This window comes from Sulfitobacter sp. GN1-4, assembly GCF_055693825.1.
The window spans coordinates 3,219,880-3,232,192 of the sequence record NZ_JBVFUQ010000003.1; the positions used below are offsets into that span (position 1 = coordinate 3,219,880).

The following is a 12,313-nucleotide window of genomic DNA, read 5'->3' on the forward strand; positions in this document are numbered from 1 at the left end:
GAAAATGAAACTCACCAAACTTTTGACAAGTGCGGCTGTCGCACTTGGCCTTGCGACGGCGGCCTTTGCGGACGACAAGACAAAGGTCGGCTTTGTCTATGTTGGCCCAATCGGCGATGGCGGCTGGACCTATGAACACGACAAAGGCCGGTTGGCCGTCGAGGAGCACTTTGGCGACAAGGTTGAGACGGTCTATGTGGAAAACGTGGCCGAAGGTCCTGACAGCGAACGTGTGATGACACAGATGGCGCTGGACGGTGCGGACCTGATTTTTACCACATCATTTGGCTACATGGATCCCACGATCAACGTGGCCAAGAAATTCCCGAATGTGAAATTTGAACACGCCACGGGCTACAAGCGGGCGGACAACGTCTCAACCTATTCCGCACGCTTTTACGAAGGGCGCGCGATCCAGGGTCATATCGCCGGGAACATGACCAAGTCGAACATCATCGGCTATATCGGTTCCTACCCGATCCCCGAAGTGATCCGGGGCATCAATTCTGCCTATATCCATGCCAAAAAGGTGAACCCTGATGTCGAGTTCAAGATCATCTGGGTCTACACGTGGTTTGATCCCGCAAAAGAAGCGGATGCCGCCAAGGCGTTGATCGAACAGGGCGCGGATGTGGTGCTGCAGCACACCGATCCCACTGCGCCGCAGGCCGCCGCACAGGAAGCCGGCAACGTGGTGACCTTTGGCCAAGCCTCTGACATGGGCCAGTATGCGCCTTTCCCTCGGGTATCTTCAATCATTGACGATTGGGCCCCCTACTACATCGCGCGCACCCAGGCCGTGATGGACGGCACATGGGAAAGCACCGACACATGGGATGGCATTGGCCCAGGCATGGTTGGCATTGGTGAGATCACGGATGCGGTGCCTGCCAAGGTCAAAGAAGAGGCGCTGGCGCTGAAAGCGGCATTGGCTGACGGGTCCTATCACGCCTTTACCGGTCCGCTGAACAAGCAGGACGGTTCTGTATTCTTGGCCGAGGGCGAGACAGCAGATGACGGCACCTTGGCTGGCATGAACTTCTACGTCGAAGGCATCGAAGGCGAAATCCCGCAGTAAGCGCTGCCGCGCATGGACCAAACTGCGCTGCGGTGAAGCGGCAGCGCACACAGGCACGTAGGGCCAATGAAGATCGATGATCTTGGTCTGGAGGGCGTGAAGCCGGTCCTATGCCATATCGATTAAAAGAAAGCCCCGCCAAATTGGCGGGGCTTTTTGTTGCGGGGCACGTTGCCGCAAGATGGCTGCGCGCGGTTCTACCCTTTCCCTCACGAGGTCTTGCGCACCCCTGTGCCACCGGCTTGGGCCAAGGCGATAATCCCAGCGGCAAGCACTGTCCAAAAGGCAAGCAATCCAAAATGAGCCGCCTCCCAAGGGGTGCCTGAAACGGCGCTCCAGGCAAGCTCTCCCATCGCGCGGGTGGGGGTCCATTGAGATATCGCGTTGATGGCGGCAGGCATGGCGATTGGGGGCACCCAAAGCCCACCCAAATAGGCCAAGGGCAGATAGATCAGGTTGGCAACAGGCACCGCCGCGCGGGCCGAACACCATGAGCCCAGCGCAACCCCCATCAGCGTCGCCGTCACCACCGACAACACGCAAACCACCGCAAGACGGACCCAGGCGCGCAGGGGCAAGGCCAGATCGGTCATGATCAGCGCCAAGGCAATCACGATGGCCACGGCCATTGCCGTAAAGAGCAGTGAGGCCACAACCCGGGCCGCCCAAGGGGCCACAGCATTGCCCGGCAAGCTGCGCTGCCAGACGGCAAAGGGGCTTTCGCGGTCCTGCGCGATGCTGACCCCGAATTGAAAGAAACCAACGCCCACAACGGCATAGACGCAAAAGGACGCCATCGCATTTGCAGCCCACAGACCACCCCCACTTTGGGCTCCGAAAAACGCATAGAGCATACCGGGGAACAGCACGGTGGGGATCCAAAACCCAGGAAGGCGCAAAAGGATCCGAAGGGTCAGGGCAGTCTCAGCGCGAATTTGGTGCATCATTGGTTTGTCTCCTTGTCTCGGATACGGTCAATCAGGTCTTTCAGTTTCAAAGGCTCCAACATGAGCCCGGCAAAGGGCACGCCATCTTGGACCATGCGGCGCAACAGGGTGTCGCTGTCGCTCGTTTCAACAGCCCAGCGGGTGCCATCGTGGCTGGCGCGCATCCACTCAGGGGGCACGACATTCTCGGGCAAAGAAAAACTAAGCCGCTTGCTTTCAGCGGTGCTGCGCAGCGCATCAATCTGGCCGGACAACACCGTCTCGCCTTTGTCGATGAATGAGATTTTGCCGCAGATCGCCTCAATTTCATCCCAGTGGTGCGATGTCAGAACCAGCGCGCCTCCTTGGGCGACATAATCCGCCGCCACTTCACGAAACCGCTCTTGTGAGGCGGTGTCCAAGCCGGTCGTTGGTTCATCCAGAAACACCAGCTTGGGATCACCGACAAAGGCCAACGCCAAGGCAACCCGCCGCATCTCACCGCCAGAAAAACCCGCCACGCGGCGGTCCAGCAAATCCGACAGACCAAACCGCTCGGCCAGCCTGTCTTCGGCCGCCTGAACACCGTAGCGGGCCGCGGCATAGCGCAGGATCTCACGCGGGCTCAGCTGATCGGGAAAGCCGGTTGTCTGCGGCGTGGCCCCCGTCAGCGCGCGAGCAGCCATACTGCCCGCCGGGTGGCCAAAAATCGTGGCTGCGCCCGCATCTGGGGTCTGCAACCCCATCAACATATCCAGCGTCGTGGACTTGCCCGCGCCATTGGGGCCCAATAGCCCCAGTGCTTCACCGGGCGCTACCGTCACATCGACATGCGCAACCGCAACCGTCTTGCCAAACCTTTTGCTAAGGCCCTGCGCCGACACAGCACATGTATCTGATTTCTTTTCCATTCCAGACCTCAAAACTTGTGAATTGATCTGCGACAGGTATGAATGCGGCCATGTCAGGCCCCAAGTCGAACTACGCTGAAAACCGCGAAAACCACGTGAATGACAGTCCCGTGTCGTTCGCGCTTCGCCAATTACTGGGCATGATAAGCGGTCCGATCTATTGGATCATTCTGGCCTGCGCGATTACCCTTACCGCAATGGCTGGCCCCTACTTCACCCTGGAACGGCTGAGCTTTCCTGAACGGCTGGTCTATTGGGGCACCACGATTTCCTGCGCCTCCGTTCTGATGACATTCCTGTCAGCGTTGGCCTATCAGGTGACAAAGACGCGGAACTGGAACTGGCTGATTGGCTCGGTCACGGCGGGGGCGATTGGCGTGCTGCCTGTCGTGGGCACCGTCTATCTAGGCGAAGGGATTGTGGCAGGCTTTGCGCCCGGGTGGTACAGCGCCGTGCCGTTTCGCGCGCTGCTGCTGAGCGTGGCACCTTCCCTCATCGCGGTGACGGTAATGGTGAATTTCGCAATTCGCATGCAGCACCCGCAGGAAGAAACAGGCGACAGCACGACGGCAGAGCCGCCCACCCGCACCCCGCTCCACCGCAAGCTGCCGCATCATTTGGGCACCACCATCGTCACAGTGCGGGCGCAGGATCATTATGTTGAGGTCACGACACCCCAGGGCAGCGCCATGATCCTGATGCGTCTCAGCGACGCGGTGCAGCATCTGGAACCGGTCAACGGTCTGCAAGTGCACCGGTCCTGGTGGATCAGCCTTGATCACATCACCAGAACCGAAACGGGTGCCAATGGCCCGGAACTGATGATGAGCACGGATGTGCGCATCCCCGTGGGGCGCAGCTACCGCGCGGCCTTTGATGCTGCTTACGCGTCATCAGGGGCGGCATAGCTGCCATCAGGCCCATGCACCTCATTGCCCTCAAGCGCGGGTGAGAAAACGCAGATCAGGCGCAGGGCTTGGCCCCCTTCGGGCACCCGCACTTCGTGCAGGTCATGTGCATCCGGCGCATAAAGAACCCCCGGCGCAATCTGGTGCACCGTGCCACTGTCCAGCTCAACCACCGTCCCCTGCCCCGCAATGCAATAGCAGGCCTCAACATGGTTTTTGTACTGCAACCGCAAAACCGCGCCCGGCAGCACCTCGGTTTCCGTCATGGAAAAACCCATCCCATGGCTGCGCACCAAAAGCCGCAAAGACGTCCACCCTGGCCCAGCGGCATTTCGTGCGGTGTTCTGCAGCGCGGTCTTTTGCTCAATTATCATCGGCGTCCCCTTTCCCTCATACTGACAGCGGCTAGACTGTCACAAGACAGCCCAGAAAGGCCACGCACATGATCAAGCTTCACCACCTCAACCGCTCCCGCTCGCATCGCATTTTCTGGCTGCTCGAAGAGATGGGTGTGGACTACGACGTTGCCTATTACCAGCGTGACCCCGACACCAATCTGGCCCCCCCGGAGCTTTTGCATGTGCACCCTTTGGGCAAATCCCCGATGATCGAAATCGACGGACGGCTGGTGACGGAAAGCGGCGCGATTGTCGAAGTGCTGTGCCAGACACACGCGCCGCAGATGATCCCAGAGCAAACCAGCGATGCCTATAAATCGCATCTGGAGCTGATGCACTTTGCCGAAGGCTCTGCCATGACGCCGATCCTGCTCAATCTCTATGTCGGACGACTGGGAGAGGCAGGCGCCCCATTGCACCCGCGCATCAACGCAGAGCTTGATAGCCATTTCCGATATATGGACAGCCTCTTGCGCCCTTCGGGCCATTTCGTACTGGATCAACTGTCTGCCGTGGACATCATGCTCAGCTTTCCTGCTGAGATCGCTATGCGGCTGGGGCGTGGCAAAGACCTGCCTGCGCTGTCAAAGTTCGTTGAGATGATCCAGGCCCGCCCAGCCTACCAACGCGCGGTTGAGAAGGGCAGCCAGTGACACCACCGAGGACGATGCGCACCAAGCGCAACATCTGGCAGGTGCTGCTGCCCCCAAACGCCTGCCCCGAAGAAGGCACGACACGCAGGCCTCGCCCTTTCCAATCCCCTCAAGCATGACACGCGACACATGATGAAACAGACCCTGACCAGCCCCAACGGCACCCCCGCAAGCCGCCTGGCCTTTGGCACGATGCAATTTGGGGGGCGTGCAGATGAAGCCGCGTCGCGCGCCATGTTTGAAGACTGCATTGCGGCAGGCATCACCCATTTTGATACCGCCCATGTCTATACCGACGGCGCATCTGAGACCCTGCTGGGCAGTTTCATCACAGACCGTCGCGACGACCTGATCATCGCGACCAAAGCAGGCTACACTGGCGGTGCCGGGCCCGAGAATATCCTGCGGTCGGCTGAAACCTCACGCCAGCGGATGCAGATCGACACGTTGGATGTCCTCTATCTGCACCGTTTTGATCCCGACACGCCCATGTCCGCATCCTTTGAAACCTTTGCGGTGCTCAAATCCCAAGGCATCATCCGCCACATCGGGCTGTCAAATTTCGCCGCCTGGCAGGTTGTCAAAGCCGCAGGCGTCGCGGCCCAGTTCGGGCTGGATATCGCCGTGATCCAACCGATGTATAACCTCGTCAAACGCCAGGCAGAGGTTGAGATCCTGCCAATGGCCGATGATTTGGGGATCCTTGTGGCCCCCTATTCGCCGCTTGGCGGGGGCCTGCTGACCGGCAAATACGCGGCAGGTGCGACCGGACGCCTGACAGAGGATGATCGCTATGCCGCACGCTACGGCCAGGATGTTATGCATCATGCGGCGGCTGGCCTGTCTGCCATTGCGGCTGAGCTGGATGTCCCTGCGGCCACGTTGGCCGTCGCCTGGGCCGCAGCACATCCCACGGCACCCAGCCCCATCATCTCGGCAAGGTCCTCGGCGCAACTGGCCCCTTCTCTGGCCGCGCTCAGCTTTGATATGTCACCCGCCCTTTACGACCAAATCGCGGCCCTCGCGCCCAAACCACCCCCCGCCACCGACCGGCTGGAAGAACAATGATGACCGATATTCTTGTCATCGGCGGGGGTATCGCGGGCCTGTCTGCCGCCGCACGGCTCAGCGCCAATGCGCAGGTCACCATGCTGGAGCAAGAAAGCAGCCTTGGCTATCACGCCTCTGGCCGTTCAGCCGCGTTGTTTGAAGAAAACTACGGCCTGGCCAGCACCGTTGCCTTGAACCGCGCAAGTGCTGAGTTTTTCCACACCGCAAACGGTGGCTACCTTGCCCCGCGGGGGTTTCTGATCGCCGCCCAGGCCCACGAAAAATCCGCCTTTGAAAGGGATGCCGAGACACTCAGAGCAGGGCACATCACCTGTGCTGAGGCTTTGGCACTGGTGCCAATCCTTAACCCCGACAAACTGGCCTTTGCCGCCTATCACGCGGATGCGTTTGACATTGATACCGACCGCATGTTGCAGGATTTCGCCAAGGAAATCCGGGGCAACGGCGGTCAGGTCATCCCCAAATCCGGCGTCACAGCGATCACCCGCACCCCAGCCGGATGGCAGGTCACCACTCCGGGCGGCACATATGAGGCCGCAAAGCTTGTGAATGCGGCGGGGGCCTGGGCCGACACCATCGCGAAGCTGGCCGGTCTTGCCCCGCTGGGGATCACACCGCACCGCCGCTCCATGGCGCGTATCCCCTCACCTGCCGGGCACGATCTTAGCAAATGGCCGATGTTTTTTGGGGTTGGCGAAACCTGGTATGCCAAACCCGATGCAGGCGCGCTGCTGGTTTCACCTGCCGAAGAAGACCCGGTTGCCGCCCAAGACGCCTGGCCCGATGATATGGTGCTTGCCCATGGCATCGCCCGCTATGAGGAGATGGTCACTGAACCCGTGACCCGGCTGATCACCAGTTGGGCGGGCCTGCGCAGCTTTGCCCCTGACCGCGCGCTTGTGCTGGGCCCAGACCCAGCGGACCGGGATTTCATCTGGTCTGCGGGCCAAGGCGGGTATGGATTTTCCACCGCCCCCGCCGCGTCGCAACTGGTCGCAGATCTCGTGCTTGAGCGGACGCCCGGATTGGACAAGGATGTCATTGCACAACTCACTCCAGACAGGCTGCGCCTATGACCCGTTCCATTCCCAAAAACGCCAGCGTGGCCGAGGCCGGCGAGGGCCACAAACTGCATGCCCCCTCCGCGGCCCGAAACGTAGAACCGATTGCGGATTTCCTGACAGAGCACGCGCCTGAAACCGGCCAGGCGCTGGAAATCGCCAGCGGCACCGGTCAGCATGTTGCCACCTTTGCCGCCCGCATGCCGGGGCTGCAGTGGCACCCCAGTGATATCGAAGCGGCCCGGTTGCGCAGCATCGACGCCCATACCGCAGAGGCCGAGCTGACAAACGTGGCAAACGCCCAAAATCTCAACGCGACCCAGCCCGGTTGGGGCAGCGCGCAGCATCCCATGGATTTGATTGTGCTGATCAACCTGCTGCATCTGATCAACATCCCTCAGACGGTCACACTTCTGTCGGAGGTGGGCAAGGCGCTTGCCCCCGGTGGCACCTTCATTCTTTACGGCCCGTTTTGCCGCAACGGATATATGGTCAGCGAAGGCGATCAGCGCTTTGACGCGCAGTTGCGCACCGCCGATCCAATGATCGGCTATAAGGATACGGTCGACCTGCCGCGATGGCTCGCCGATGCGGGGATGACCACACAAGAGCCGTTTGAAATGCCCGCCAATAACCTGGCCTTTGTGGCCAAAAAGGAGTGACGCGATGCGCCGCCTGCTGATCCTGCTGACCCTCATCACCCTTGTGGCCTGCGGCGCAGGTGAGCGTCCTCCGGCCGAACCCGGCGTTCTTTTTGCCACAAATTTCCGCGATGCAGACCCGGTGGATTTTGCCAGCCCCCGCCCGGCCCGCTTTGCGGTGCACGGCATCGACGCGGCGCGGTTTCAAAAAGCATCAACTGGAACACTGCGCGCGCCAACGGTGTAAACTTTGCCTTTCTCAAGGCCACCGAAGGGGGTGACCTGCTGGACCCCAAATTCAAAGATCATTGGCGCGGGGCGGGGCGTGCCGGGGTTTGGCGCGGGGCCTATCATTTCTACTATTTCTGCACCCCGCCTGAGGTGCAGGCCCGCTGGTTCATCCGCAACGTGCCGCGCAGCGCAGGCAACCTGCCGCCGGTTCTGGATATGGAGTGGAACCCCTTTTCCCCCACCTGCGCCACCGTGCGCCCGCCTGCGCGCGAAGTGCAGCGGCAAATGCGCATCTGGCTGCAAATGGTTGAGGCGCATTTTGGTCAACGACCGATCATCTACACCACACCCGGCTTTTACGAAGACGCCAATCTGCGCGCGTTTCAAGGCTATGAGTTTTGGCTGCGCACCACTGCCAAAACCCCGCGCGAAGCCTATCCCGGCCAAACCTGCCGGTTCTGGCAATACTCAGCCACGGGGTTGATCCCGGGCATCGCAGGCGAGGTGGACCTGAACGCGTTCAATGGCAGTCCAGAAGCATGGCAGGCATGGGTCGCCCGCCGCGCGCGCTAGGGCGGCGGATCAGTTTCTGCCCGCCAGCCTGCGGGCAATAAGAAAAAGCGCCACGATCAAAAGCGCAGGCATCACAAACAGCCGGAAGACATAGACCGAAAGGATCGCAATAAGCGCCGAGATCAGCTCATCCGCCCGGCCCCAGACATTGCTCGCCAGCGCGCGGTATTCGGTAATGCCCGGCCCCTCGCCCTCCAACGCCTCGGTCGCGTCCACGTCGCGGGTGATGTCCTGCACCAAAGCAAGGTTGGTGTCATAGGTGCTTTGGGTCAGCGCCACGGCCAACCACGACGACAGCATCAGCGCAAGCGGCAGACCAAGCCCCAGCAGCAGGCCGTAGCCCCCCAACAGATGCGCCGCCCCTTCCTGCCGTCCGCGCCACAGGGCCAAAGCCGCCGCAAGCGCGAAAAGCGACCAGCCGATGGTGCTGACCGGGCCAAGCGCTACCGCCACCACACCAGTCGCCACCATAACGCCAAAGACCAGCCCCGCGATCCGCTCAATGGTATCGTCAATCGGCTCTAGCACCTTAAGCGGTTGGGCCGTGCCTGAGGCGATGAGGGAAACGCCAACCTCAAGTTCTTGTGCCGTTGATAGAAACGCGTTGAGCGTGCGCAGGGTAATATAGGTCCCCGCAGCGGTGGCCGAAATCCCTTGCGCATAGGCCTGTGCGCTGCGCGTCAGTGGGTTATCCCGGAAAACGGCCGCCAGAACAGCCGCAACCAGCAAAGCAATCGTCAGCCAGCGCCGCCAGGTCACCCATCCACCCGGATGCGGGCGTTTTTGGGATCATAGGGGCTGTCCTCAACGATTTCCGCGTCCCAAAGCTGATCGAACATCTTCACCTTCAACTTCTGCCCCACCACCGCATGCTCGGGCTTGACGTAGCCCATGCCGATAGATTTGCCGAAATGTACCGAATACCCGCCCGAGGTCAGACGCCCGGTGCGCGTGTCACCGACATACAGCACCTCACGGCCCCAGGGGTCTGCATCCTCTGGCCCGTCGATCAGCAAGGTGACACATTTGGCGCGGATGCCGGTTTCTTCCAGCTTGGCCTTGCCGTGGAACTCTTTGGACAGGTCCACAAAACGGGGCAGATCAGCCTCCAACGGGGTCGCATCGCGGCCCAGCTCCGTGCCAAAGGCGCGATAGGATTTTTCCTGCCGCAGCCAGTTCTGCGCCCGCGCACCGACCAGCTTCATGCCATGCTTTTCACCAGTCGCTTCAAGCTGATCAAAGAGGTAATTCTGCATCTCAATCGGGTGATGCAGTTCCCACCCCAACTCACCGGTATAGGCCACCCGGATCGCCCTCACTGGGCACATGCCCAGCTCAATGTTGCGCATGGTGAGCCAGGGGAACCGTTTGTTGGACAACACCGTTTCAGGATCCGCATCCTTGACGATTTCGTTCAGCACATCGCGGGATTTGGGGCCTGCGATGGCAAAGACACCCCATTGTGTCGTCACATCATGGCATTCGATATAGCCGAACTCAGGTGCCTTATCCTCAATCGCTTTGCGCAGGTAATCTGCGTCATAGGCTGTCCAGGCACCGGCGCTGACCAGGTAATATTCGTGCTCAGCCAGGCGCACGATGGTGTATTCCGTCCGCGTCGTGCCATGCCCCGTCAGCGCATAGGTCAGATTGATGCGGCCCACGTTTGGCAGCTTGTTGCAGGTGAACCAGTCAAGGAACTGCGTGGCACCCGGCCCCTTGACCAGATGCTTGGTAAAGGCTGTCGCGTCGATCAGGCCCACACCTTTGCGGATGGCTTTGGCTTCGTCGACCGCGTGCTGCCACCAGCCGCCGCGCCGGAAAGACCGCGCCGCTTTGTCATCAAACCCTTCGGGCGCAAAATAGTTGGGGCGTTCCCAGCCGTTGACCCAGCCAAATTGTGCACCGCGCGCCGCCTGACGGTCATAGGCGGGTGAGGTCCGCAAGGGGCGGCAGGCCTCCCGCTCTTCATCCGGATGGTGCAGGATATAGACGTGCTCGTAGCATTCCTCATTCTTGCGGGCCGCAAACTCAGTTGTCATCCAGTCGCCATAGCGTTTGGGATCTAGGCTGGCCATGTCGATCTCGGCCTCACCCTCAACCATCAACTGGGCAAGGTAGTACCCCGTGCCACCGGCAGCCGTGATGCCAAAGGAAAATCCTTCGGCTAGCCACATGTTGCGCAGACCCGGTGCGGGGCCCACCAGCGGGTTGCCGTCGGGGGTGTAGCAGATGGGCCCGTTGAAATCATCCTTTAGCCCGCTTTCCTCACAAGACGGCACGCGGTGGATCATCGCGGCATATTGGTCTTCGATCCGCTCCAGATCGAGCTGGAAAAGATCCGCGCGGAAGCTGTCAGGCACGCCATATTCAAACCGTGCAGGCGCGCCGTGTTCATAGACGCCCAAGATCCAGCCACCGCGTTCTTCACGCACATAAGACTGGGCATCAGCGTCCCGGATAACGGGATGTTCGGGATTGCCGTCTTCCTTGCGCCATTTCACCAATTCGGGGTCTTTGTCCATGACGATGAACTGATGCTCCACCGGGATTGCGGGCATCTTGATGCCCAGCATCTGCGCGGTACGCTGCGCGTGGTTCCCCGAGGCCGTGACCACATGCTCAGCTGTAATCACAATCTGTTCGTCAGAGGGAATGAGGTTGCCGCCCTTCTCCACCATCTTGGTGCAAGTGACCTCCCAGGCCTCCCCATTCCAATGGAAAGCATCCGCCTGCCATTTACGCTCAATCGCCACCCCGCGCTGACGCGCGCCCTTGGCCATCGCCATGGTCACGTCAGCCGGGTTAATATAGCCGTCCGTCTCGTGATAAAGCGCGCCTTTCAGGTCCTCGGTGCGAATGAGCGGCCATTTCGCCTTAATCTCATCGGGGGTCATGAAAGTGTAAGGAACACCGCAGGTCTCAGCGGTGGAGGCATAGAGCATATATTCATCCATCCGCTCATCCGTCTGCGCCATGCGCAGGTTGCCCACCACAGCGAAACCAGCGTTCAGCCCGGTCTCTTCCTCCAAGGTTTTGTAGAACTTGATGGAATAGTCGTGAATATGCGTCGTCGCATAGGACATGTTGAAATAGGGCAAAAGGCCCGCCGCATGCCAGGTGGAGCCTGACGTCAGCTCATCACGCTCCAGCAGCATCACATCATCCCAACCGGCGCGTGCCAGATGATAGGCGATGGATGTGCCCACCGCGCCGCCGCCGACAACCAATGCTTTGACCTGAGTTTTCATGAACACATCCCCTTGCTGAACGTGCCCTTTCATAGGTCAGCCCTGACGCGCTGCGCCTACAAGGCCCGACGCAAGTCGCATCAAAACCGACTTTGGCTTGCCGTTTTCAGCTGTCGTTTTGGGATAGAGAGCCAGATACGTTTAAATGACCGATGCCCGGCAGGCTCAGTCGAAATTGCGCTTTCGCATGGCTGCCAGGTTGCCAGACATGTCCGAGACCAGCGCGCCACCCTTGATGCGCGGCTTGGGACGTTCGCGCATCAGACCATTTGGCTTGGCCTCTTGCGCCTTTTCTTTCAGCAGCATGCCCATCATCGGGGTATATTCTGAAAAGTCGTCGATGATCCGGGTGCCATGTTCCGCACCTATCGCGGCCACCTGCCGCTTAACCCGGGGCAAGACCGCCAGAATGGGGGCTTCTTCTTCGGAGCTGACAAATGTCTCACCTGCCCGGTCCTGAACCGATTGCAGATAGGTCACCATCTCAAGCGGCTGTCCCTGCGCCTGCGCGACTTGCCGGGAATAGTCATATCCCATCACGCCCGCAGCCGCGATGAGGACAAGCCCGAAATAGAACACCACCTTAAGCACTTTATCACTCCATCTTTCCC

14 protein-coding genes are annotated in these 12,313 nt (G+C 60.3%); 8 read left to right on the forward strand and 6 right to left on the reverse strand.

Annotation, left to right across the window (positions count from 1 at the left end; genetic code table 11):
• The first annotated feature begins 4 nt into the window (after window positions 1-4).
• A complete protein-coding gene (locus ACZ1HM_RS16465) occupies window positions 5-1,078 on the forward strand; it encodes a BMP family ABC transporter substrate-binding protein (RefSeq protein WP_472743739.1) in 1,074 nt (357 codons plus the stop codon).
• A gap of 209 nt (window positions 1,079-1,287) precedes the next feature.
• Here ACZ1HM_RS16465 and ACZ1HM_RS16470 read toward each other — a convergent pair whose 3' ends face one another.
• Window positions 1,288-2,025, reverse strand: a complete 738-nt coding sequence (locus ACZ1HM_RS16470; RefSeq protein WP_472743740.1) for an ABC transporter permease — start codon at window positions 2,023-2,025, stop codon at window positions 1,288-1,290.
• Window positions 2,022-2,915, reverse strand: coding sequence for an ABC transporter ATP-binding protein (locus ACZ1HM_RS16475; RefSeq protein WP_472743741.1), 894 nt, complete (start codon window positions 2,913-2,915; stop codon window positions 2,022-2,024). Before ACZ1HM_RS16475 ends, ACZ1HM_RS16470 begins: the two co-directional genes overlap by 4 nt.
• Before the next feature lie 50 nt (window positions 2,916-2,965).
• On the opposite strand from ACZ1HM_RS16475, the gene ACZ1HM_RS16480 reads away from it, so the two are divergent.
• The gene (locus tag ACZ1HM_RS16480; protein WP_472743742.1) at window positions 2,966-3,823 is read left to right on the forward strand and encodes a LytTR family DNA-binding domain-containing protein; all 858 of its coding nucleotides are present in this window, start codon (window positions 2,966-2,968) and stop codon (window positions 3,821-3,823) included.
• On the opposite strand, the gene ACZ1HM_RS16485 is transcribed toward ACZ1HM_RS16480, so the two are convergent.
• Window positions 3,799-4,197 carry an ectoine synthase gene (locus tag ACZ1HM_RS16485; RefSeq protein WP_472743743.1) on the reverse strand — a complete coding sequence of 133 codons (399 nt, stop codon included), beginning with the start codon at window positions 4,195-4,197 and terminating at the stop codon, window positions 3,799-3,801. The genes ACZ1HM_RS16480 and ACZ1HM_RS16485 overlap by 25 nt on opposite strands.
• 68 nt (window positions 4,198-4,265) lie before the next feature.
• Between ACZ1HM_RS16485 and ACZ1HM_RS16490 the strand changes: the two genes are divergently transcribed.
• The 6 genes from ACZ1HM_RS16490 (at window position 4,266) to ACZ1HM_RS16515 (ending at window position 8,451) form a co-directional block, all read left to right on the forward strand.
• The gene (locus tag ACZ1HM_RS16490; protein WP_472743744.1) at window positions 4,266-4,874 is read left to right on the forward strand and encodes a glutathione S-transferase family protein; all 609 of its coding nucleotides are present in this window, start codon (window positions 4,266-4,268) and stop codon (window positions 4,872-4,874) included.
• Window positions 4,875-5,006: 132 nt separating this feature from the next.
• On the forward strand, window positions 5,007-5,942 hold the full coding sequence (locus ACZ1HM_RS16495) for an aldo/keto reductase (protein ID WP_472744644.1): 936 nt from the start codon (window positions 5,007-5,009) through the stop codon (window positions 5,940-5,942).
• Window positions 5,942-7,021, forward strand: coding sequence for an NAD(P)/FAD-dependent oxidoreductase (locus ACZ1HM_RS16500; protein ID WP_472743745.1), 1,080 nt, complete (start codon window positions 5,942-5,944; stop codon window positions 7,019-7,021). The genes ACZ1HM_RS16495 and ACZ1HM_RS16500 overlap by 1 nt, the downstream gene beginning before the upstream one ends.
• Window positions 7,018-7,668: a DUF938 domain-containing protein gene (locus ACZ1HM_RS16505; RefSeq protein ID WP_472743746.1), complete on the forward strand. Its 651-nt coding sequence runs from the start codon at window positions 7,018-7,020 to the stop codon at window positions 7,666-7,668. Before ACZ1HM_RS16500 ends, ACZ1HM_RS16505 begins: the two co-directional genes overlap by 4 nt.
• Window positions 7,669-7,672: 4 nt before the next feature.
• Entirely contained in the window at window positions 7,673-7,894 is a 222-nt protein-coding gene (locus ACZ1HM_RS16510) for a hypothetical protein (protein ID WP_472743747.1), read from the forward strand.
• Complete coding sequence (locus ACZ1HM_RS16515; RefSeq protein WP_472744645.1) at window positions 7,861-8,451, forward strand: GH25 family lysozyme; 591 nt, start codon at window positions 7,861-7,863, stop codon at window positions 8,449-8,451. Before ACZ1HM_RS16510 ends, ACZ1HM_RS16515 begins: the two co-directional genes overlap by 34 nt.
• Before the next feature lie 9 nt (window positions 8,452-8,460).
• Here ACZ1HM_RS16515 and ACZ1HM_RS16520 read toward each other — a convergent pair whose 3' ends face one another.
• The 3 genes from ACZ1HM_RS16520 to ACZ1HM_RS16530 form a co-directional block, all read right to left on the reverse strand.
• Window positions 8,461-9,210: a hypothetical protein gene (locus ACZ1HM_RS16520; protein ID WP_472743748.1), complete on the reverse strand. Its 750-nt coding sequence runs from the start codon at window positions 9,208-9,210 to the stop codon at window positions 8,461-8,463.
• Complete coding sequence (locus tag ACZ1HM_RS16525) at window positions 9,207-11,702, reverse strand: GcvT family protein (RefSeq protein ID WP_472744646.1); 2,496 nt, start codon at window positions 11,700-11,702, stop codon at window positions 9,207-9,209. Before ACZ1HM_RS16525 ends, ACZ1HM_RS16520 begins: the two co-directional genes overlap by 4 nt.
• 165 nt (window positions 11,703-11,867) lie before the next feature.
• The gene (locus ACZ1HM_RS16530) at window positions 11,868-12,293 is read right to left on the reverse strand and encodes a hypothetical protein (protein ID WP_472743749.1); all 426 of its coding nucleotides are present in this window, start codon (window positions 12,291-12,293) and stop codon (window positions 11,868-11,870) included.
• Window positions 12,294-12,313: the final 20 nt, after the last annotated feature.